21 protein-coding genes and 1 pseudogene are annotated in these 22483 nt (G+C 36.2%); all 22 read right to left on the reverse strand.

Features of this window, described 5'->3' with window-relative positions:
• Positions 1-16 precede the first annotated feature (16 nt).
• Positions 17-499, reverse strand: coding sequence for a PTS sugar transporter subunit IIA (locus MKX53_RS15250; RefSeq protein WP_093538315.1), 483 nt, complete (start codon positions 497-499; stop codon positions 17-19).
• A gap of 257 nt (positions 500-756) precedes the next feature.
• Positions 757-2985, reverse strand: a complete 2229-nt coding sequence (locus MKX53_RS15255) for a YcdB/YcdC domain-containing protein (RefSeq protein WP_340912325.1) — start codon at positions 2983-2985, stop codon at positions 757-759.
• Positions 2986-3065: 80 nt separating this feature from the next.
• Positions 3066-3802 (reverse strand): annotated as a pseudogene (locus MKX53_RS15260) (EcsC family protein).
• Between the two features lie 159 nt (positions 3803-3961).
• Complete coding sequence (locus tag MKX53_RS15265; RefSeq protein ID WP_093538312.1) at positions 3962-4261, reverse strand: DUF1292 domain-containing protein; 300 nt, start codon at positions 4259-4261, stop codon at positions 3962-3964.
• Between the two features lie 76 nt (positions 4262-4337).
• A complete protein-coding gene (locus MKX53_RS15270) occupies positions 4338-4616 on the reverse strand; it encodes a DUF1292 domain-containing protein (RefSeq protein ID WP_093538360.1) in 279 nt (92 codons plus the stop codon).
• A gap of 234 nt (positions 4617-4850) precedes the next feature.
• Positions 4851-5381 (reverse strand): D-glycero-alpha-D-manno-heptose-1,7-bisphosphate 7-phosphatase, encoded by a 531-nt coding sequence (locus MKX53_RS15275; protein ID WP_340912326.1) that lies wholly within the window; start codon positions 5379-5381, stop codon positions 4851-4853.
• A gap of 72 nt (positions 5382-5453) precedes the next feature.
• The gene (locus MKX53_RS15280) at positions 5454-5948 is read right to left on the reverse strand and encodes a GNAT family N-acetyltransferase (protein WP_340912327.1); all 495 of its coding nucleotides are present in this window, start codon (positions 5946-5948) and stop codon (positions 5454-5456) included.
• A gap of 123 nt (positions 5949-6071) precedes the next feature.
• Positions 6072-6662, reverse strand: coding sequence for a lysozyme inhibitor LprI family protein (locus MKX53_RS15285; protein ID WP_340912329.1), 591 nt, complete (start codon positions 6660-6662; stop codon positions 6072-6074).
• A gap of 148 nt (positions 6663-6810) precedes the next feature.
• Positions 6811-7128 (reverse strand): hypothetical protein, encoded by a 318-nt coding sequence (locus MKX53_RS15290; protein ID WP_340912331.1) that lies wholly within the window; start codon positions 7126-7128, stop codon positions 6811-6813.
• A 17-nt stretch (positions 7129-7145) separates the two neighbouring features.
• Positions 7146-7853 (reverse strand): nucleotidyltransferase domain-containing protein, encoded by a 708-nt coding sequence (locus tag MKX53_RS15295; protein WP_340912334.1) that lies wholly within the window; start codon positions 7851-7853, stop codon positions 7146-7148.
• A gap of 378 nt (positions 7854-8231) precedes the next feature.
• A complete protein-coding gene (locus tag MKX53_RS15300) occupies positions 8232-8408 on the reverse strand; it encodes a hypothetical protein (RefSeq protein ID WP_175496323.1) in 177 nt (58 codons plus the stop codon).
• An 89-nt stretch (positions 8409-8497) separates the two neighbouring features.
• The gene (locus tag MKX53_RS15305; protein WP_340912337.1) at positions 8498-10402 is read right to left on the reverse strand and encodes an endonuclease MutS2; all 1905 of its coding nucleotides are present in this window, start codon (positions 10400-10402) and stop codon (positions 8498-8500) included.
• Between the two features lie 456 nt (positions 10403-10858).
• Entirely contained in the window at positions 10859-11920 is a 1062-nt protein-coding gene (gene xylF / locus MKX53_RS15310; RefSeq protein WP_340912339.1) for a D-xylose ABC transporter substrate-binding protein, read from the reverse strand.
• Positions 11921-11932: 12 nt separating this feature from the next.
• Positions 11933-13480 carry a response regulator gene (locus MKX53_RS15315; RefSeq protein ID WP_340912342.1) on the reverse strand — a complete coding sequence of 516 codons (1548 nt, stop codon included), beginning with the start codon at positions 13478-13480 and terminating at the stop codon, positions 11933-11935.
• Positions 13455-14918, reverse strand: a complete 1464-nt coding sequence (locus tag MKX53_RS15320) for a sensor histidine kinase (RefSeq protein ID WP_340770340.1) — start codon at positions 14916-14918, stop codon at positions 13455-13457. The genes MKX53_RS15315 and MKX53_RS15320 overlap by 26 nt, the downstream gene beginning before the upstream one ends.
• Entirely contained in the window at positions 14915-15895 is a 981-nt protein-coding gene (locus tag MKX53_RS15325; protein WP_340912346.1) for a sugar ABC transporter substrate-binding protein, read from the reverse strand. Before MKX53_RS15325 ends, MKX53_RS15320 begins: the two co-directional genes overlap by 4 nt.
• 238 nt (positions 15896-16133) lie before the next feature.
• Positions 16134-17309, reverse strand: coding sequence for a sugar ABC transporter permease (locus MKX53_RS15330; RefSeq protein WP_093538302.1), 1176 nt, complete (start codon positions 17307-17309; stop codon positions 16134-16136).
• Between the two features lie 13 nt (positions 17310-17322).
• Positions 17323-18843 (reverse strand): sugar ABC transporter ATP-binding protein, encoded by a 1521-nt coding sequence (locus MKX53_RS15335; RefSeq protein WP_093538301.1) that lies wholly within the window; start codon positions 18841-18843, stop codon positions 17323-17325.
• A gap of 236 nt (positions 18844-19079) precedes the next feature.
• Positions 19080-20183 carry a sugar ABC transporter substrate-binding protein gene (locus tag MKX53_RS15340; RefSeq protein ID WP_340770346.1) on the reverse strand — a complete coding sequence of 368 codons (1104 nt, stop codon included), beginning with the start codon at positions 20181-20183 and terminating at the stop codon, positions 19080-19082.
• Between the two features lie 295 nt (positions 20184-20478).
• Positions 20479-20838 (reverse strand): helix-turn-helix domain-containing protein, encoded by a 360-nt coding sequence (locus tag MKX53_RS15345; protein ID WP_340763536.1) that lies wholly within the window; start codon positions 20836-20838, stop codon positions 20479-20481.
• Between the two features lie 175 nt (positions 20839-21013).
• The gene (locus MKX53_RS15350) at positions 21014-21826 is read right to left on the reverse strand and encodes a class I SAM-dependent methyltransferase (RefSeq protein WP_340912348.1); all 813 of its coding nucleotides are present in this window, start codon (positions 21824-21826) and stop codon (positions 21014-21016) included.
• Positions 21827-21991: 165 nt separating this feature from the next.
• Positions 21992-22420: a MarR family winged helix-turn-helix transcriptional regulator gene (locus MKX53_RS15355; RefSeq protein ID WP_340912349.1), complete on the reverse strand. Its 429-nt coding sequence runs from the start codon at positions 22418-22420 to the stop codon at positions 21992-21994.
• Positions 22421-22483 lie beyond the last annotated feature (63 nt).

Consider the following 22483-nt stretch of genomic DNA (forward strand, 5'->3'; position numbering starts at 1 on the left):
TACTATCCAACCTGAATTACTTCGAAGAAACAGACATTACCAATGTGTCACCCGCTACACTTGCTGACGCATCAGTATATTCTACAGTTCTTTCTGCACTATTCGTAATTACTACTGGTGTAATAATGCTTGGCACTTTATCTTTGATAAAATCCCAATCCACTGTCATTAGTTTTTGTCCTGTAGAAACTACATCGCCTTCATTTACAAATACAGTAAATCCTTCACCCTTTAGTGTGACTGTTTCCAAACCAACGTGAATTAGCACTTCGGTATCGTCCTTTGTCCGAATACCGATCGCATGCTTTGTTTTAGAGATTAATACAACTGTCCCATCAATCGGCGCTACTACATCTCCTCCAGTTGGCATAATTGCTACTCCCTCACCCATCATTTTTTGACTGAAAACTGGATCTGGAACTTGTTCTAGGGGAATCACTTGACCAGATAGTGGTGAGAATACTTGTACTTTATTTTTTTTCATGAATTTAGCAAACATTAGTAGAACTCCTTTGTATAAAGATATTATGGAAATTGTCTTATTAAAATATATTGCTCCATGAGACCTAAAAGAACATAAAAAGGCATGGGGTAATGGAAAAGAATAATAGTATTATTCCCTCACAGTTTACCACCATGCCTGAAAGTTCAGTAACATGTGACCAATATGCGTATTTATAATCCGATAATATCATCCAGAGATCCAAAAAGCAACGTAAATTTAAATAATTGAAAGCTGTTTAAATTGCTTAAATATCAATAAAGAAAAGTTCTTCCTTTTTCTGAAATCTTGTGAGCAAGGTGAATTGTTGAAACTACTAGTTCTGCATAGGTTACTTCTTTTTTAGGATTGAATACTCCTTTTTCCGCCTCCAATAATTCTAATGAATTAGCGAGTGCGACATAACCTAATAATTCCTTTTGTACTTTATCAGCATCTGTAAAAGGAAGTTTATAAATAGTCGAATTTTTGGCAGCCTGTTCGAGACCTAATGCACGAATATACCAAACTGCTAGCAGTTCTTTACTTACCGGCTCATCTATCGCAAAACTCTTTGTATCGGCTTTTAGGATTCCCATATCCACAGCACGCTCGACCGACTGGTATAGTGGATGCTTAGGATCGATATTGTCAAATGATTGTTTCTGATTGTCCTGCTCAGGATAATAATAGCCATCATACATATAAGTAAGTGATTTCATCATTACTTTTAGCGCTTCTCCCTTGGAAATAGCAGCATCTCCGTCAAACTGTTTTGGATCTTTGACATCAAGGATTTTTGCATTTATAAAATAATTTAGTTCCTCTTGCGCCCAAGGATGGGAAACAACAGTTGTATTGTTCTCTCCATTAAGCACTTGCCACTCACCTGTTAAAGCATCTAAAGTACTAAAAGATTTCTCATTAAATAATTGAGAGTAGACTAGGTCATAGTGGTTATTTCCCTCTTTTTGATTGGATTTCATATAGTTAAGTCTTAAACTCAATGCCTTAGTTATTATTTCCTTCGCTTCTTTTTCTGATATTGCTTTTTCTGGTGATGGCCAACTCTTCACCTCTTGATAATTAACATAAAGATTATTTAGTGAACCATCCTTCGCCACTCCGACATTAATAGAATCACCCGAAACCACAACTCCATTTACAACTCTCGGGAAATTAAACATAAAGCTACCCTGCATTTCATCCATATATGCTACTTCTGTAGGTTTTGCATAGTTATGAAGGTAAGATGGAATCCACTTTTTCATATGTTCCACTGCTTTTTCAAGCGCTTGTTTTTCGGAAAGTGGCTTCGCTTCACTTGGCTTCTCACCCATCTGCGCTAAGATCTCACTCTTCATATTATAGTACTGAATTACTTCACCTGTTTGTTTGTCTATCTCTATACTTGCTCCAGTACCGCCATTTGGAAAATTATACATATATTGAACACTAATAACTTCCTGTCCGTTATAATTAGTCATTTCTCTGATAGAGTCGATGTTCAACTTAACATTTTTCAAATCTATTTTCAGTAATTTCTCGGACATTTTCTTTGCTTCTTCTATAGTGATCCCATTCTTATAGTTGGCTGGGAGCTGCTTGGAAGAAAGCAGTGAAATGGTTGATTTTTTAGGGAAATCTACTGAGTATCCTTTGGAAGTTAAGTATTTTCCAGAAGAAGCATGAACACCAAGTAAATTTGGTAACGGTTGATATACGAGTCGCACATGTCGTTCACCAGTTTGGTAATCTGTTTCTACTTGATATTGCTTTTCCACATATATATTTTCTTTTACCTTCTTTAATACGCCATCTTTCGCTTTAACTTTTTTCACGTCATCAAAAGTGGATGCTTTGTTAGTTTCTGGATTTCTATAAAAGCCAACAATTTCACCGTTTCCTAGAACGGAAACTTCAATTCGTTGGTCAGTAACAGAAACTTTGTTTTTCAAACGAGTGTAGGAAAATGAATATCGTATTGGTTCCGTTAATACCTGATTTGGATAATAGCCATAAGAATCCGTCTCTAATTGATATTCTCCGCCGTCTAGATATTTTTTCATAAAATCTCCGGCTATCTTTTGCGCTTCCACTTTAGAAACTTTAGCTGGAAAAAGCGCTTCTGTTACAGTTGCAGGTTGATAAGAGAAGTTTTCTATTTGTAAATCTTTACCAACAAACGAAACATTGCCATATAACTGTTTTCCATCGATTGTTTTTGTGAAGTATAGATCATAACGCATTGTCTCGTCACCAGGAAAATAATAACCACCGTTCATCTGGAAATCGGAACTCTTCAAGAAATCGAATTGCTTTGGAAATAGACCTCGAAACTTTTTGATCAAATCCTCTTTTGTAAAAACATTGTCTGTTGATGCTGCTTGAATTTGTACAGGGGGTTGTTCTTTCAAAGTAGTAGTTGCATGGACGTTCGCTGAAAAAAGTCCGATTGATAGTGCAGAAGCGCCTAGTATGATACCAACATATTTAAAACTCATAAAAAAATCTCTCCTTCTTTTGCAGTCTTTGAAGTCTATGATTGCAAGATAGAGAAAATACCAATAATTTGGTATGGAATCTAATTATTAAAGTCAATGCCCTTTGTTATTTCAAGACCATTTTTTGACAATAAACGAAGTCGGTATGAATTCATCGCTGTTTCACCAAGTTGATCGAGCAAATTATAGTTAGCAACAGCTCCTACCATCGCTCCTATTCCAGGTAGTAATTGGAGCATTTTCACTAGATCAATATAATCCCGATATTCCTGTTGGAAATCTCGCCAATTAAGCTCTTTTGTTGCTCCCAGTGCTCCATAATTTCTAGCGTTTCTTTTCTTTTTTCCTCACTAGAAAAAGCTAAAAGGAATATATGCAATATATATAACCTTTCCTCGTATTCATCCGTGTCGAATCCATAAACCGTCGCTGCTTCAAAGAGAAACTTCATCTTAATTGATAATAGTAGCGGGAAGTCAGCGAGTCCAAGGAGTATGCCTCCTGCTCCTGTCCCTGCTCCTTCTACTACAGCAGTTTTTCGGAACGTAGTAAGTTTTTCCTGTAAAAGTTCATCTCGCTCCTGAAGGTTAAGTTCCAGTGGCAGCCTTTTTTTCATTTTTATATTTGACCCAACAAGCGTCACCTTTACCATATTCTTAATACTTTCCGTTATCACTTGATGGACCTTTTCAGGAATAAGTCCGTTAACCTTTGTTTGTACATTCTTAGACGTACGACCTATTAATCCCGTTCGTTTCGTCATCTTCCTTTTCCAAAGAAATAGTTCCTCTTCAACTTTCCATCTATACGTATCCACTAGTTCTACCCCTTTATCTTTTACTATTATTATTCATTTTATCTTATTATAGCTATATTAAAATTAGCCCCTAGGTACGGTTCTATCTCCGCCTGAAGATGTATATAAAAAAACATGATACCTATTGTGTTAGGTATCATGCTTTAAAGTTACAAGTATTTATCTTTTTTTCTTTTTAGCAAAGTTATTTTTCTCTAGCTTGATATATGCTGCCGATACATTTTCGAACTCTTCGTCGCTTTCCATCATGACAAAGTTTTTGTCTTCATCTAACCGGAAAAAGAAAATACCTATATCTTCTTCAGAATCTTCTTGTATATCCTCTAGGAAAATGACTGCAACATATTCCATCTGTTCTACAGTCAAATATCCTACAACTTTCATTTCTTGTTCTTGGTTATTTTCATCTAACACTTTAAATGTACTGCCAATATCTAGTTTACCTTCATTTTGTAACATTCCATTTACCTCCTACCAAAGCTATCCTACTACTAATTGAAAAAAAGAGGAGATTATCCTCTCTTTTCTAGTTTTTCTATTCTTCGTCTTCTACTGCTTCTTCTGCTTCAAGAAATGCTGCAGATACTTTTTCAAATTCTTCATCTGTTTCGATTTCCGCTAAGTCCTCACCTTCAACTACTTGGAAAAAGAATACATCCATGTCTTCGTCGGTTTCTTCTTGCGTATCCTCCGCAAATGCAACTGCTGCATATTCTTTTTCTTCAATTGTTAAAAGCCCGATTACTTCGATCTCTTGTTCGCGATCTTCTTCATCTAATACCGTTAGGATTTCTCCTACTTCAATACTACCCATTTTTTCTTCCATTTCAAATTCCTCCTATTAATATCACGTATTCTTTCTAGTATTCACTACCCAATACAACTTGCATTTACACAAAACTTATATGATTTGTTTATCCATATAGTATTTCACATACATATGGTATTATTCGTGGATCCATGCATATTCAAATCATCTCATATTCACGAGTCTTTAGCAAAATCCTACTCCTTTTCAAATTATACGCTTGATGTAACATAAAATACCTTAACTTGTTTTTGCATCCTGTAAAATCCATTCTACCGCGCTTTTAAGATCCGGAAATACAGCATCCGCAATAGGGTCAATTTTCCCTAGAAAAACTCCTTTTGTTCCGGCTTTTTTCCCAGCAATAATATCTGTGTCCGTATCCCCTACCATATAGGATTTGGACAAATCCACATTATACTTTTTACCCAGATCTACTATTAACTTACTGTTTGGCTTTCGACATGCACAACCAGACTTTGGCTTATGCGGACAGTACACAACCTCATGAATAGTAGCACCTTCCTTTTTTAAAACTGCAATCATATGGTCATGGATTCTTTGCAGCTGGGATTCCTTCATAAACCCCAATCCTACTCCTCCTTGATTGGTAACGACAAATATATGATCGAAGGAAGCGTTCAATTTCTTAATAGCTTCAGGTACCCCTTTTAAAAAGTATAGCTGCTCTGGTTTGTTCACAAATTTAACTCGCTCCGTGAGCACCTCATTAATTACACCATCCCGATCCAAGAAAACTGCAGTCTTCATGTGAAACACACCCTTGTTTAAGATTTAAATAGTCACTTTAGTTGTTCCCCAAACTGACTTTATTATTTAATATTAAACTTTGCTCTCTTCACGGTAAATCATCGTTATCGATGTCCCTGATATGCCGTAGTCTACAAAACCTAGCTGCCGATAAATATGAACTGCGCTTCTGTTATCAGGGTCAACACTTAAGGAGAGTGTTTTATATCCATCCACTGCAGCCTGTTCGATTATCTTTTTCATAAGTAAAGTGCCTACTTCTAATCCTCTTGCTTCTTTCATAACTGCGATTCCTAATTCCGGAGTTTGATTGTCTACATAGCCATATCCCATATTAGATTCATCAAAAAGTCTATACCAAACTGCTCCTACTGCTCTATTATTGGCATCAGTTGCTATTAATGCTATATCTCCTTTTCTTCCCCAATCTTCATAATACTTTTTTATTGAAGGGGAGTTTAATAGCTTTGCTTTATCTTTTACATCCTCCGGCATATAAATCGATTCATATAACATATCCTTCAAGAATTCCAGTTCCTTATTCTCCATATTTTTAATGATCCACATGGTTTTTCACCTCATATTTAAGCCTATTGTTTAATTCAACAAATGAGTAATTATTCCTTCCAGTATATTGAGTAAGTACAAAAATAGTTGAAAATCAACATTCGCTGACTTTCAACTCTATTTTCATTTCATATATTTTTGTACTAATTCATAACAGCGTTCTTTCGTCAGCTGTGCCTGTGTAGATACGTATATAGTAGCTTCCATTGTTCCACCTGTAAAAACAGAGGACTCATCTTTAGCCTTTTGATCTCTTTGTTTAATCCAATTTCGCTGTTCCACTTTTAGACTACTCATTTCATCTGCAGACAGCTGTTTTTTCAATACACCATAGATCTCGTTTAAAGCTGCATCCCATTTATTTAAAATTTTTGACTTTGCTTCGTTCATCTCGGTTTGTGTACCATTGTTGTATTGATTGTTTAAATCACCTAGACTATTTTCAATGTCATTTAGCTGCTTTAAATATTTATCTTTTGTTCCGGAGAGATTTACAGTTTCTGTTTTTTCTTTAGTTACAGGTTTTTCCTGGACTACTGGCTTATTCTTATTTTCCTCCACTACATTATTATCTTTATCTTCTTCAACAATATTTGGCTCGTCTATTACCGTCTCGCTTCCTAGCTTATCGGTTTCTGTAGCCGGTTCTGTCTCCTCATTATTGCATCCTACCAATAGCATCATTGGCATTAAAAGAACTAGTAAATTCTTCACGCTATTCCTCCTGTTATATGCCTATTAAACCGGACTTTTTATAGTTAGTATTTATTAGACGTCGAACAAGAGTAAAAAGTTTGCAAAATTCTTTTATTAGTCGGCATTATATTTATTTTGGACATCGACTTCATTCCAGCTCATTATCCTATAGTTCTAAATAATCTACTAATGAAAATAACAAACCAAGGATAATTATGGTCATTCCAAAACTGCTACCTGCTTCACCTGGTTTCAATACGAACGCAACTCCAAATAATATCATCGCAATACCTATTCCTATAACTCTTGTGTAAATTTTTCCATTTGTTATTTTTCGATTGCTAAGTACATTAGCACCGAGTACACATAACGTTATCCCGTAAAAGGTCAGCATAATATTTCCTATTTTCTCGAATTGATTAGTTGTGATATTTATAAACAATGCTCCAAATAATATGGATAATATTCCAATTATAGTTTTCATAAGACCTCCTTATTCCATCATTTCCCTAATGAAAAACCTTCTAGTAACCGTCCCCCATGAGGCTCCATCGCTGCCTTTACTAAACAAATTACTCTGCTTTTATCGCCGGTTGTGTAATATGTATCAAAAGCTTCAACAAATTGATTGGCGAAGTTTTCATCAAATGCTTTTAAAGAGCGAACAATCCATTTAGAAGTTCCTATCCAACGTCGGTTAGTTCTAAGAACAAATTCGCTTGTAATTTCTGCTAATGTGTTTGCGATGAATATTCCTTCCGCTCTATTAGAGCTTCCTATAAAATCATCTAATGTATCTGTAAGAAAATACCGTTTGAATTGTATAGTTTTCTCGGTCCATTGTTCTGGTCCTTCCTTTAATAGTTCCTCCGCTTCTTTTTTTATAGCTTCTATAATCCCATCGTCTCTTAAAATTATTCCCTCTGACACCATTCTAGGCAGCGAAGGTCGTGCACGCTCTCGATCAATCTCAAAAAACGACTTATAGGAGCTTCCATTATGTACAAACACTTCAATTGGCCACCCGAATTCTATAAATGTCTCTCGATAGGAAGAAAGAAACGTTTCATCAAAAATTACAATGTCTAAATCAGACGTTTCCGTCGTCTCCCCCCGAACGACACTCCCTGCTAACAAGGCCCCATTACAATTTGGAAAATACTTATGTACAAATTTTTGAGCTCCTTCTACAGGATTATTTTTATTCATTTCCTTCACCCTTTCCTTTCTAATTTAAATTCGATAGAAAGAAATATATCCCTGCATAGAATTGCCTAATATCGGAGAATGTTCAGGCTATTAATAGCTACTCTAAATCTCAGGCGATATAGAAATCCAATTAGTTTACTCATTAGTATATTTATGGACTATAAGCAAAAAATAAAAGAAGTGGTAATAATGCATTAGTTGCTTTAGAAAAGTTTGAAACAATAAAAGAGAAAATCCACATAGAATTTGGTAGTATGACACCATCATGTATAATTTAAGATAAAGTTTATATAACTAATAGCGGGAAACACAACATGCTTGCTAGGGTAAATAAATACAAGAAAAAGGTGAGCTCCAATTAATCTCACCTTTTATATATTAATTATTTTTTCTTTTGTTAGAGGGGTTTTTATTAATTTCATTCGTTATCTTATTTTTGGATATCTCTACAAACTCTTCTGAAAACTCCTCATCAGGATTATTCGTTGGGTTTTTATACAGCTCGTAACTATTATGAGTTCTGACATTGATTGTTTTTTTGTTGTTTTTACTCATGACTATTCACCTCCTAGAGTCTAATTTGCTCTAGCTGGAGAGTTTTATTCTTATTGAGTAAATAGAGAGTAAGCTTACTTAGCCATTTCCTACTTATTGGGTTTGTTTTTTATTTCCTTAGCTATTTTTCTTAAAGCTTTTTTGGAACCTCTTTCTATGTCATGGTTGAATTTCCTTTCCGTATAGCTTACAAATAATGTAGATAAATCATATCCTTCTGGGTATAAGTCCGCCGCTTTTCCCTCCAACACTATTCTTTTTATATTCTGCTTAATTACTTCATTGTTGTAGAAAACAGACACATTATTCTGGTGATCCTTTTTCTCATACACGATACCAAAATCGTCATGTTCAAGTAATTTTACCCTGTCTCCTCTTTCGAAGCAGTACGTTTCTACTTGTGTAGCCATGAGAGTAGTTGATTTTTTAATCTTATTTTCTCTTACACGGCCTAAATCATATGTTTTACTTTCGATATAATTTTGCGCTTTTTGTAAAACTTTCTCCCGAATATTCATTTTTTTAGAAATCCATAGCGCATTACTTTCTCCCGACTTACCAATGAGAAGCTTATACATCGGCTCTAATACTTCACTATCAAACTGCATCGCTGCATTCATAAAATCACTATGGATTTCAGAATAGCGCTTTATCTCACCATAGTGGGTTGTTGCCACTGTTATACAACCCATTTGATAAAATTCCTCCAAGATTGCAATAGCTAGTGCTGCTCCTTCATTTGGTTCAGTTCCACTACCTATTTCATCGAAGAGAAGTAATGTATTATTTGTTGATACGCTCATAATTTCCGAAATATTTTTCATATGAGAAGAAAAAGTGCTAAGAGCATTTTCAATACTCTGATTGTCTCCGATATCAACAAATAAGTTATCGACCACCGCTATTTCCGTCCCCACATCAGCGGCTATATGAAATCCGGACATGACAGCAAGAGTTAAAATACCAATCGTCTTCAGCACTACCGTTTTTCCACCCGCATTTGGTCCAGTAATTATCAAACTACGATAGTTTTTCCCAATTTCAAAATCTAGAGGTACGATATTACCTGATAAAAGTGGATGCTTGCAATTTTTTAAATGGATATAACCATAATTGTTTAACTTAGGTTCAATACCATCGATGCTTTTACTGAATTTCGCTTTTGCAAAAATCATATCATACTGAGCAATCAATTCAATATTAATAAGAATTTGTCTATTTTCCTCTTGAATCATTCCAGAAATAGTAGCTAAAATTTGATACTCTTCTATTGATTCTTCCGATTTAAGAATTGCAAGATCTCCGTTAAATTTAGTGATTGTTGCTGGTTCAATAAATACCGTAGATCCTTTAGAGGACGAGTCAATAATCGTACCCTGTACTTGGTTTTTATAAGACGCTTTAATCGGGATAGTAAATCTATCATCTTTTTTACTGATAAAAAATTCCTGTATATATTCTTTGTTGGCACTACTTTTGAGAAATTTATTAAGCCGCTCCTCAATCTTTTCTTCGGTTTTTACTATTTGATTTCGTATACGTTTTAACTCTCTGCTCGCTTCAGAATCTACGATATTCCCTCTAATAGAAGCATTAATCATTTCTTCAATCATCGTAAATTCCATCATGGAATAAGCATAAGAATGGAGAATAGGCGCAAAAAATTCCTTCCCTAACATGAATTTCTTAATCATCCTACATCCTCTTAAGAAGTCCGATATTGCTACTAACTCAGAGGGACCCAAAATAATCCCTTTTTCAAGTTTCTCCATTAGGTGATTAATATTGGAGATACCTTTTAATGGAAGATGATTTTCTGCATCTAACAGTCTTCTCGCTTCAGTTGTCTCGTTTAGTCTATTTTCTACTACTTTACTGTTTGGACTCGGAAAAAGATTATCCATTAATTCCTTCCCCAAGCTGCTAACACAGTAAGATTTCACCAGCTCTTTTAGTTCGTTATATTGTAATTTTTCATATGCCATCGTATTCATTTACTTACCTCCATTAAGAATAATAAAAAAATGCCCGCAAAAAAGTTTCCTACCACTCCATTTTTAAAAATGGATAGAAAGCTTCTGCGGGCATCTGCCAAGTATATTAGACAAGGCATATAAATCGTTCACAAAAAGTGAAGAACAAAAAGAGCGCAGCAGGACAAATCCCACCACACTCTTCGTCCTAACATACATCATGTTAAACGAACTATGGAAAGGAAGCAGTCTTAAGGTAGGTATCCACATTGAAAAACAATGTAGAACAAGGCGTACTAAACAAGCTGGTTAATCACCAGATTTTTACACACCTTATTAAACTAATGAAAATTAGCTCATACCTACTTCAGACATACTTCACCACACCTTTTATTAGAATATTTACACTATAGCATCATTCAAAAAGAGAGTCAATCGGGAATTATGCTTGGAATTAGAAGTTCACATCCTAATATTTTACTCTAATTCTCTTGCATATACTTCTTCTGCGGCATGAAAACCGTCCTCAATTACAGTACTTTCAATATTATCTATATTCACTGCAATTGGGGATAGTAATATGGATGGCACTTCCTTCTTCCCATTATTGACTTGTTGGTTGGCAGTTACTTTTTCTCCCTTTGCCATGGCTACCGCTATTTCCGCTACTTTTTGAGTAAGTATCTTAATAGGTTTATAAACAGTCATTGTTTGTGTTCCAACTACAATTCTTTGAACACCAGCGAGATCTGCATCTTGTCCCGCTACTGGTATTTGACTAATTAGTCCATGATTCTGGAGTGCTTGAATGGCACCGCCAGCTGTAGCATCGTTTGCAGCAATCACTGCATCAATTTGACCATTTGAATTACGAATAGCTTGTTCCATATTGGCCTGGGCATTTGCAGGAGTCCAATCTTTCGTCCATTGGTCATAGACAACGTGAATATCTCCACTTTCTATAAATGGTTGCAACACCTTAAATACACCTTTTTTTAAAAGATGTGCATTATTATCCGTGATGGCTCCTCCTATAAAGACATAATTCCCCTTTGGAACAAGTGCCGTCATAGCCTCCGCTTGCATTTTACCAACTTGTTCATTATCAAACGAAATATACATATCGACCTCTGCATTTTTAACTAGACGATCATAAGCAATTACTTGAATTCCCGCAAGATGTGCTTTATGGACGATTGCTGCTGTAGCTGCCGCATTATGAGGTACGATTACCAATAGATCGATACCACTTTGAATAAGTGTCTCTGCTTGTGAAATCTGTAACGCATCGTCACCATTTGCAGCAACAATCTCTACTTCTGCTCCTAGATTTTCTACAGCCTCTTTAAACAATTCACGGTCTTTTAGCCAACGCTCCTCTAGCAATGTATCCATGGAAAAACCAATTCTAACAGGCTCTTCCTCATTAACAACTGGACTATGTTCCGGCTCTTGAGTTTTAGGTACAGAATTATCCGTGCAGGCAAAAAGAAACATGGTCATTCCGAAAAGACAAACGGTCATAAACTTACTTTTCATCTGTCTCCTCCTCTAGACTTCCGCTTTTTTAGTCCATAATGTTTTTCTATATTCTTTCGGAGACACGCCACACATTTTCTTGAATACTTTACTAAAGTAATTGGGTTCATGATAACCAATTTCAAAAGTAATCTCTTTTAAACTTTTCTCTGGGTCATTCAATAATTTCTTTGCTTTTTCAATGCGGCACTCTGTTAAATAGTCTATATAGTTGACGCCTAGCTTTTCCTTAAACATTTTACTAATATAAATTGGGCTCAAATTCACTCGATATGCTAGTGCATCCAAAGAAATATCTTCATGTGAATGTTCACGAATATACTGTTGAATTTGATGTATCTTATCAGCTTCTATTTGATCGTAATGGGCGTTATAAACAGCATTCATCTGTTCCAACAGTAATAGTGTTTCTGTTCGTAACTGTCTATAATCATTTGCCTGGAACGAGAAAAACAATGCATTCGTTTCCATTCCCATTTCATCCATTACACGGTTTGCCACCCAAAGTAATTCGAGTATGCGTTGCTGAGTATAGATCAATGAATTGCCCACATTTTCATATTGCTGAATTACTTCCAACAAACGGGTACGAATAGCAGCCCAATCCCCAAGCCGGATATGATCAAAAAATTCTTTTTGTTGCTGCTTAATAATATGATTATCGGTTTCTAAAGTAAGGGCTGGAACGTCCATATAAAATCTATACTTAACTGCTAAGGTTGTATCCATTGTCGCAATAAGTGCCTCCTGGTAAGATAGGCGAATATCATCTAGATTTTCACATACCTGACCTATCCCCATGAACCACTCTGTCCCTTGCTGCTCATTGCCCAAGGATAGAATGGATTTAGCTAAAGCTATCGCCTGCGATCGAAAGCTACTCTTAGAATCTCGAAAAATAATTAGAGGTAACTGCCTCCCGTTTAGAGCACCTATCCAAGCATCTCCAGTTGCTCTTACCTTTTCTTTAATCGATAAATAATAATGATGTGCACCTTCTGGCAATACAAGTACAACAACAAATTTTTCTAGTGTGGAACGAGTTTCAAGCATTTCTACAAGCATATCAATATGGACCTCATGAACATGGTCAAATAATAACTGGGTGACAATATCCGTTTCCGCCAAAGTCAGTGCCTGTTCCCACTTCTCGATTTGCATTTTACTATTATTCTCTGCCTCTAGCTCTTTCTGACACTCATCTAATACTCTTCCTACTGTTATAACAATTTCACTAGCTTTACTAGGTTTCAATAAATAATCTTTTACTCCAAGTTTGATAGCCTGTCTTGCATAATCGAACATATCAAAAGCAGTTACCATGACAAATTTGATAGTCGGATGAGAAACCTTCATTGCTTCAATTGCCTCTAATCCATTAATACCCGGCATCATTATGTCCATTAAGACTAAGTCAGGCTGAAAAGTATCTGCTAATTCGATTGCCATTTTACCGTTTTTCGCCTGTTCAATTAAAAGGTCAGGAAATGCCTTTTGGATGATGGCCTCCATTCCCTCTCGCTCAATTGGTTCATCATCCACTATTAGTAGTCTCATCATTTACCTCCTCCCTAGTTTCTGGGATTTGTATGATTACTTTCGTTCCAATACCCTCTTCACTTTCAATCGATACTAAATTTTCTACACCGTAAAATAGTTGGAGCCTTTTCACTACATTCTGAAACCCAATTCCAGTGGAATGTCCTACATTTGTATCCAGATGCCCACTTAGTAGCAATTCTATATTATCCTGAGAAATACCTTTCCCACTATCCTCTATCTCCATAATAATCCAGGACCCATCTCTTGAAATTCTAACCGAGATAGTACCTCCATCCTCTTCTGGTTCGATTGCATGTATAACAGCATTTTCGATAATAGGCTGAAGGGTAAGGCCAGGAATATTAACATGTAAGCAGGATTCATCGATATTTGCTTCAAAATGCAGACGGTCAGCAAAGCGTGCTCTCTGTATTTCCATGTATTGATAGAGCACAAGCACTTCCTCATACAATGTAACTGGGCGATCGATCCGCTTCAGATTATACCGCAGTAACCCAGCTACACTTACTAACAGATCACTCGTTTCCTCTGCCCCGTCTAAGTAAGCTTTCTTGGACAATGTATTTAATGTGTTAAACAAAAAATGGGGATTAATCTGGCTTTGTAAACTCTTTAATTGGCTCTCCTTTAATAGTAGCTTACTTTGCTGAAGTTCATGTTCAAGCTGCGCCTTTTGCTGAATCTCCAATATCAAGTCATTAATATTTATGCGCATTGTATCAAATGTCTGTGCTAGGAATGCAATTTCATCATTAGATTCTACTTTTATTTTTTGATTGAAACGACCATGTGCTAATTCGTTTGCAGCCTTCGTGAGCTGATGTACAGGTTTTGTAATACTGAGCGAGAACCAATAAGTAGCTAGAAGCAACACTGCTGTTACTAGAAGGAGTATCCAGATTCCTAGTTTTTTTAACTCCTCTGACTGATCGATGATTTCTCGGTAAAATAGATTATAGGTTTTTAACTCCCGCTCTAAAATAGTTAATGTCATTTCTGATATGTACATTGATATACGATTTGCCTCATTGAATTCATTTGTGGAGCCCTCTAATTCCTGCTCTTCTGAAAATAATATAGAACGATTGGCCGTCTCTACTAAACTATCGATTAAATGAATATAATTCGTAACAGAAAACGCATTTTCTTCATTGCGAAGCTTTACTACATCCTGTTGAACTTCCTCAATGGTTTTAATACTTTTCTCTATCTGTACTTTATGTATTTCTGTAGGATCCAACAAATAATTATTTAAGTCGGTTATCATTTTTTGACTAGCAATTGTTACTTCATTAAGGCGTAAATAACGCTGTAGAATAGAATTTGTTTGTTCTTGTGTTTGCTGATTGTAATAAGTGAGCGTCATCCAAATAATTCCCATGATGAGCAACATAACAGAAACGAGTAGCCAAATCTTTCGTTGAATAGTAGTCATGGCTTGTCACCATCTGATACAAGCATCTTGGTTTCCGTCAAATAACCACTAGAATTTAGAGGAACTGTCTCTCCAGAAATCCACTCCATGAGCCATTTCACACTTTCCTGGCCCATTTGCTCTGGTTTTTGTTCTAAAATGCCATCTAGTTTTCCCTGCTCCAAAAGAGTAGTCGATTCAACTCCGTCATCAAACGTATAAATATGATACGGCTCTACTTGCGTTCGTCTTCCTATTTCCTGAATCATAGGTCCCGCATAATTTGCATTAATCGCGATAAACGCAGTAGCTCTCGGCGCATCATTCATAAGCTGTTGGGTTGTCGAAATCACTTGTTCGTTTGTGTCTTCTGTTCCTCTAATGGTTATGTCAATATCCGGATAATTTTCGAGGACATCTTGTATTCCAGCCAAGCGCTCTTTTTGGTAATATGCTTGTACTTCATCTCTAAGAACTATCACTTCTCCAGACGTACCCATTTCTTTAATCAGTTCATAAGCAACCATTTTACCCGCCCCAAATTGGTCGGATCCTACATATGTTTTGCGCAAGCTTTCTTCTACCGGAACGTCGTTAGCTACTGTAATAACAGGTATTCCATAAAAAGCAGCTTTAATTTTGGTTAGTTCTTTAAATTCATCCGTGTCCAGGCCTTGAACAATGATTCCATCTACTTTGGAGTGAATAGCGATCTCCATCTTTTTCAAAAAATCGTCTTCGTTATTTCCATAGCTTCCCCATACTTCGAGGTCCACATTTTCTAGCTTTGCTTGCTGTTTTGCTCCTTGTCCAACCTTATTCCAAAAAGGGGTGTCCAGTTCTTGTGTTATCAATACAAGGCGAATGGAATCTTCCATCTCGGAAAGGGAAGCAGGTAATTCACTAGAGGACCGAAAAGCCTTTGTTGCAGATACAATTGTTAAATAACTAAAAATAATAATTAGTGTTCCTAATAATAGAACAATTGTTTTTCTCATTCACCTTCCCCTTTCCATAGGCTAGTTTCTTCCATATTAACACCTTCAATTAAATTGACAATCCTATATTCAGATGATTCCCAATCTTTTTATCCCTTTTGCAAATACTTCACCGACTGGAGCAAGTATTATTCCCTTTCCGTGAGTAACTAACAGTTGATCACAAGTAAACTCCATAATCTCCTAGATAAAATACAAGGCACCCCTTGAAAAAAAGGGTGCCACATTAACCTATACATTAAGCTCTTTGCTTACGTGTCATCACATCGAAAATTACCGCTCCTGCCAAAACTCCTCCACGGATCATGTATTGATAAGATATACCGACACCTAGCAAGTTCATCCCGCTTGATAAGCAAGCCATTACAATAGCACCAATAACAGCACCTGTTACTTTACCAACACCACCAGCAGAAGATACCCCTCCAACATAAGCAGCAGCGATTGCATCCAGTTCAAATAATGTACCTGCTGTAGTCGTAGCTGATTGTAGTCTCGAAGTAAATAGAATCCCAGATAATGCTGCGAGCATACCCATCGATCCAAATACGATATATGTAATCTTTTGTACATTGATACCACTTAAATGGGCAGCTTCTGGATTACTTCCGACTGCGTAAATATGGCGACCAAGTACGGTTTTCGTCGTTAAGAAATGATAGATAACTACTACTATAATCATAATGATTACTGTCCATGATAAACCATTGTATCCTGCTAAAATCCATGTAATATATCCAATAATTGCGGATATTAACACCAGTTTCGCACTGAATAACCCACTAGACATAACTTCGAAACCATAAGTCATTTTGTTGCGACGAGTAGAAATTTCATTGTAGACAAATAATAGAATCCCAACTAAACCAACTAATAATGTTAATAGATGCAAACCATTTATTTGCATAATCGAAGGGATAAATCCATTCCCAATCGCATTAAATTGATCATCTTTAATAATAATAGTTCCAGTTTTTTCTGTTACTTGAAGTAATGCACCTCGGAAAATTAACATTCCCGCAAGCGTTGCTACAAAGGCTGGTATACCTATTTTAGCGATTAAGACACCATTAACCAATCCAATGAGTGCTCCAAGGATTAAAATTGCTGGAATAGTAATCCAAACCGACACGCCCATTTGCGTTAAAAATATTGCTGCAATTGCCCCTAAAAATCCTGCTAAAAATCCAACCGATAAATCTATATGGCGAATGACAATTACGAGCGTCATCCCTACTGCCAATACAGCGATATATCCTGCTGAATCCAATAGATTACTAATGTTTCTTGAGGACATAAATAGTCCGTTCGTCATAATCGTAAACGTTAACATAATGAATATTAACGCAATATACATTCCATAATCCCGAATGTTGGCTTTGACGAGTGCTTTTGCTTCTCCAAAAAAGTTCATCATTATCCCCCTTTTATTGCGTCGCAAGTTCCATTATCGTTTCTTGTGTCGCTTCCTCCATAGTTAGCTCTCCTTTAACGGAGCCCTCTGCCATGACATAAACTCGATCACTCATCCCTAGTACTTCGCCCAGTTCAGAGGAAATCATTATAATACTCATTCCTTCATTGATCAGTTCATTCATAATTGTGTAAATTTCAAACTTCGCCCCGACATCGATTCCCCTTGTCGGTTCATCTAATATCAAAATCTTAGGTCCTGTAAACAACCACTTACCAAGTGATACTTTTTGTTGGTTTCCTCCACTGAGCTTCCCGACAATCTGTTCTAGTGAGCTAGCTTTTATATAGAGAGAATCCTTATACGTTGTTCCAACTTTCACTTCTTCGTTTAAATTTAGTATTCCCTTTGTAGAAATTCCTTTGAGATGCGCTGCAGAAACATTACTCTTGATATCCTGTAATAGAAATAAGCCGTCCCCTTTACGATCTTCCGTTACATAGGCAATACCAGCTTTAATCGCCTCACTTGTATGCTTTAACACCTTTTTTTCCCCAAACATTTTCATATTACCCTGTATTTTATAGTTTTTAGGGTTACCAAAAATGCTGAGGGCAAGCTCTGTTCGACCAGATCCCATCAGACCTGCAATCCCGATTATTTCGCCTTTTTTTACCTCAAGCTTTACGTTTTTCACTACATTCCGACCGAGCTGTGAATCATAAGCAGTCCAATCAGATAATTCAAGAATTGTTTCACCAATTTTCTTATCAGGACGTTTCGGATAAATATCTTCAATATCACGGCCAACCATATTTTTTATAATGACGTTTTCAGATACTTCTCCCTCACTCGCATCAAGCGTGCAAATTGTCTGTCCATCACGCAATACTGTTACTTTATCTGCAATATTTATAACTTCCTTAAGCTTATGAGAAATCATAATGCAACTAATGCCTTGTTCTTTCAGCTCTTTTAGAAGTACTAACAAATTCTCACTATCATCTTCATTAAGCGCCGCAGTCGGTTCATCTAATATAAGCAAGTTAACGTCCTTACTTAGAGCTTTGGCGATTTCCACCAGCTGCTGCTTGCCTACACCTAATTCCTTGATCAGTGTTTCTGGAGTTACTCTTAACTTCACTTTTTGCAATAATTCGGTTGCTTGAACGATTGTTTTATTCCAGTCTACAAAAGGACCTTTTTTTTGCTCGTTTCCAGCAAATATATTTTCATATACAGTCAAATCGGGAAATAGAGCTAGTTCCTGGTAAATAATACCGATGCCTACTTTGACACTATCCGAAATTTCATTGAACTGTTGAACTTTTCCCTCATATACGATGTCCCCAGTGTAATTACCATATGGGTAAACTCCACTTAACACTTTCATCAAAGTCGATTTACCTGCTCCATTTTCTCCAACCAAACAATGAATCTCGCCTTTTTTCACTTTGAAATTCACGTTTGAAAGCGCCTTAACTCCTGGGAATTCTTTAGAAATATTATTCATCTCTAAAATATACTCACTCATACTAATGCCTCCCCTTACTTAAACAAAAAAAGTGAAACATCAAACAGTAGGTGACTCTTTTTCATCTACTATTTGTTAGTTGAACCATTCGGGCATTTACGACCATTTGCACTTTCACTTACGCCTTAGTCCTTTACCTTGGTGTAGAAGATAGATGCCTACCGCCCGTCGATGCGGGGTAAAAATGGAGAAATAGTGATAGACGAATCTATCACTATTCCTCCTTTTCAACTGTTTTACTCTAGACCTGTAAATTCACTTGACTCATAATACTCAGAATCGATAAGTTCTGCTTTAACATTGTCTTTGTCTACTACGATTACATCCGTTTGTTTCGCTTTTACTTCCACGGATCCATTATCGTAAGAACCTGTTGTTTTTGGTGTGTTGCCATCTAGAACTTCTACTGCCATACCCATTGCATCTTTTACTAATGTACGAACATCTTTGAAAACAGTCATCGATTGTTGTTCGTCAATGATGTATTGAATGGAAGCTTTTTCTGCATCTTGGCCAGTTACAAAGTAATCAGTAATAGCACTATCAGATGCAAATACATCTGCGATAGAACGAGCAGTTCCATCATTCGGTGCAAGTATGGAAACATTTCCTTTTAGATTATCTGCTGCTGCTGTTAAATGAGTTTGTGCTTTGTTTTTTGCATCGTTTGGATCCCAGTTTGTAGTGATTTGACCAATAATTTTACCTAGCTGATCACGTGAAAGATCTGCTGAGTCTTTTAATGCCTCTGCTTCACTTGAATTGGCAATTTTAAAAGTTCCATCAGCAATTTTCGGCTGAAGCACTTTCCATGCTCCTTCAAAGAACAAGAATGCATTGTTATCAGACGCTGCACCTGCATACAAGTAAAGTGGAACATCTGAGCCATCAGCATTGTCTACTAGATACTGCGCTTGTGCTGCACCAACTGCTAAGCTATCAAAAGTCACATAGTAATCTACTGCATCCGTATCCGTGATTAAACGGTCATATGCAATAACTGTTACACCCTCTTTTTTCGCTGCCTCTACTGCTGAAGCCGCTGCTGCACCGTCATGAGGAGTGATGATTAATACTTTAATTCCTTTATTTAATAATGCTTCTACATTTTCTTTTTCCTTCGCTGAAGAACCTTGGCTGAATAGAATTTCTGTAGAATAATCCGAATCTGCTAAAGCGTCTTTGAAGCGTTGCTCATCTTGAACCCAACGTGGCTCATCCTTTGTTGGTAATACAATACCAACATCTACCGAATTACCTCCGCCATTATTACACCCTGCGGCCACTAATGCGAAAACCATTAATATAACTAAAAAAGTTAACCCCTTGAACTTCTTCATTCTTTATCCCTCTCCCTTTTTCTAAAAGTTGGTTACTTCTTTATTATAAATTCAGAATATTTAAATGAAAGCGCTATCAACTGTATTCTTTTATCATTACCTATACTTTTTTAGCTTTTAGAATAACTTATAGGATATTGGGGTAGAATTCAGAGTCGATTGGTGATTATTAAATTTTTCCATAAAAAAAGAAACCTTTAGCATTAAGTGCTACCGGCTTCTTTCATAACCTATTTTGCGGATGAACCAGGTTATGGTATATTCGCTTTTTCCAAAACACCTGCATCCGGTCTTCTTAACCATTTCTCCATTCATCTTCCCAGAATTCCTGCTTGTTATTTCCTACACTCTTTTCTTTATCCTGTACATATTGTTCAAATGATTCCATCAAACGTTCAAGCAAAATATTTTCTTCCTCGTACGTATCTATAGATTTCACTTCCACTGATGCAACATTTGGTGGAACTCCAGTTAACTTATGAACACTTACATCTAAGGCTTCCGCAATTGGTCTAATATATCGGCCGTCTGGCACATCCTGACGTTCCCAATTAGAAACAGTGCTGATTGTTACCTTTAACTCTAGGGCAAGTTCCTCCTGTGACATGTTCTGTTCTTTTCGAACTTTGCGCAGAACCTCTCCTTTTACTTGCATTGTATATTCCCCTTTCTAAACGTTATTTAAAAAGTAATCTACTAGTATTTACCCCACTTCATAAATATTATGTAAATTATCTGATAATGACTAGAAAGTACCTATACTGGAAGAATAGTTATTTAGACTGACTAAATAGATTTTGATATCTTATTGTTAATCTATATTTTATGTTCTAAATCTTTTTCCCGATATAAAGTAAATGCGAGGAGATTCCTAAAACATGGGGATCATTAGCTTTCTCGGTTAGTAATCTAATAACTTTCTCAAACTCACTTGAACCTTTATCTCTCCAGTAGCTCCAATTATCACCGCTCAAGAGAGTACCTATATTAGAACCTATTAAATCTAGACTTTCAAATCCGTTTGCCTCCATGAATGGTTTTATTTCTTCTATATTAAAGTAATAAGCTCCTGTAAATCGTCCTTCCTCCTTATGGTTAAAACGTCCACTTTGAGAAAACTGGTCTATATTATCCATTTGGTTATTCGGCTTCCAATTTTCTGGATACATGAGAGACGTTAAAATATGTCTAACTCTCGGCATAAACGCCACAAAAACAATTCCACCCTTTTTCGTAACTCTATATAACTCATTTACCGCTTGAACACGCTCTGCTTCTTCTTGTAAATGATACAAAGGGCCAAGCATTAATGAGGCATCAAATTGGTTATCTTTCAGTATAGTAAGATCTGTTGCATCCGCTACATGGAATCCATTAAAATTTTGTTCTAACTTAAGCTCATTTGCTTTATCTTTAGCCATTTCCACAAGCTGTGGAGTTAAATCGGTGAGTGTAACTCTGTATCCCTCATTTGCTAATCGCATAGAATATTTTCCCGGTCCCGCACCATTATCTAGAATCTCTCCATTTAAAGGAAGATACTTTTTTATATAATGCCAATTCACTTGGAACTCGATAGGCTCCCTATCCAATCGTCCCCATTCATCAAACCTATTATAATACTCCATAATAATGTTTTTCATATTGCCTCCTACTTTCTGTTCATTTTATAAGTAGTTCTTCACAATGGCACAAAGTTCCTTCAAAGATCTAAGTTTACATATATAAAAAAGACCACTCACCCATTTAATTATGGAGAGTGGTCTTCAATTTATAAAACTAGACTTGTATGATCTATGGGTTCTAAATTAAATTCCCCAGTCCAGTTTCAATATTTCTTTGAATACATCTAACTTTTCTCTATCTATTTGATTTGCAATTTTTTTCTCTAATCCAGCCTTAAGTGATTCATTTTTTTCATAGCATGCTTCTCCTAAGGTAGTTAACCGAATGCATTTTTCTTTTTTATTGTGTGTTACTTGATTAACTTCCACTAATCCTTTTGATTCTAAGCTTCTTATGAACTTATGCGTTGCCTGGCGTGTAATATTTACTTGTTTATTAATAGAGGATATGGTCGGATTCTTATTGTATATTCTTGCGATGATGAACCACTCTGAATTAGATATATAGATATCATTGCTACTATTCCATAATTCTTCTGTTACCTTTCGAATCATAAGATTCCTCTCACTTATTAGATCAAATAAATCTAAATCATTTATCTCGAAATTCAAGCACTTTCCCCCGTTCAATAATGTCCTTTACAAATATACAAGCCCTCTATCAAATCGTCAACT

Origin of the sequence: Psychrobacillus sp. FSL K6-4615 (genome assembly GCF_038008225.1) — a bacterium.
Lineage (GTDB): Bacteria > Bacillota > Bacilli > Bacillales_A > Planococcaceae > Psychrobacillus > Psychrobacillus psychrotolerans.

Bases quoted from the DNA above. Each gene is read 5' to 3' on its own strand.
- MKX53_RS15330 (WP_093538302.1), bottom strand. From the start codon at position 17,309: ATGAACTTTTTTGGAGAAGCAAAAGCACTCGTCAAAGCCAACATTCGG.
- MKX53_RS15255 (WP_340912325.1), bottom strand. From the start codon at position 2,985: ATGAGTTTTAAATATGTTGGTATCATACTAGGCGCTTCTGCACTATCA.
- MKX53_RS15325 (WP_340912346.1), bottom strand. From the start codon at position 15,895: ATGAGAAAAACAATTGTTCTATTATTAGGAACACTAATTATTATTTTT.
- MKX53_RS15300 (WP_175496323.1), bottom strand. From the start codon at position 8,408: ATGAGTAAAAACAACAAAAAAACAATCAATGTCAGAACTCATAATAGT.
- MKX53_RS15270 (WP_093538360.1), bottom strand. From the start codon at position 4,616: ATGGGTAGTATTGAAGTAGGAGAAATCCTAACGGTATTAGATGAAGAA.
- MKX53_RS15250 (WP_093538315.1), bottom strand. From the start codon at position 499: ATGTTTGCTAAATTCATGAAAAAAAATAAAGTACAAGTATTCTCACCA.
- MKX53_RS15295 (WP_340912334.1), bottom strand. From the start codon at position 7,853: ATGAATAAAAATAATCCTGTAGAAGGAGCTCAAAAATTTGTACATAAG.
- MKX53_RS15335 (WP_093538301.1), bottom strand. From the start codon at position 18,843: ATGAGTGAGTATATTTTAGAGATGAATAATATTTCTAAAGAATTCCCA.
- MKX53_RS15315 (WP_340912342.1), bottom strand. From the start codon at position 13,480: ATGATGAGACTACTAATAGTGGATGATGAACCAATTGAGCGAGAGGGA.
- MKX53_RS15320 (WP_340770340.1), bottom strand. From the start codon at position 14,918: ATGACTACTATTCAACGAAAGATTTGGCTACTCGTTTCTGTTATGTTG.
- MKX53_RS15275 (WP_340912326.1), bottom strand. From the start codon at position 5,381: ATGAAGACTGCAGTTTTCTTGGATCGGGATGGTGTAATTAATGAGGTG.
- MKX53_RS15305 (WP_340912337.1), bottom strand. From the start codon at position 10,402: ATGAATACGATGGCATATGAAAAATTACAATATAACGAACTAAAAGAG.
- xylF (WP_340912339.1), bottom strand. From the start codon at position 11,920: ATGAAAAGTAAGTTTATGACCGTTTGTCTTTTCGGAATGACCATGTTT.
- MKX53_RS15290 (WP_340912331.1), bottom strand. From the start codon at position 7,128: ATGAAAACTATAATTGGAATATTATCCATATTATTTGGAGCATTGTTT.
- MKX53_RS15280 (WP_340912327.1), bottom strand. From the start codon at position 5,948: ATGTGGATCATTAAAAATATGGAGAATAAGGAACTGGAATTCTTGAAG.
- MKX53_RS15345 (WP_340763536.1), bottom strand. From the start codon at position 20,838: ATGCAAGTAAAAGGAGAGGTTCTGCGCAAAGTTCGAAAAGAACAGAAC.
- MKX53_RS15340 (WP_340770346.1), bottom strand. From the start codon at position 20,183: ATGAAGAAGTTCAAGGGGTTAACTTTTTTAGTTATATTAATGGTTTTC.
- MKX53_RS15265 (WP_093538312.1), bottom strand. From the start codon at position 4,261: ATGTTACAAAATGAAGGTAAACTAGATATTGGCAGTACATTTAAAGTG.
- MKX53_RS15350 (WP_340912348.1), bottom strand. From the start codon at position 21,826: ATGAAAAACATTATTATGGAGTATTATAATAGGTTTGATGAATGGGGA.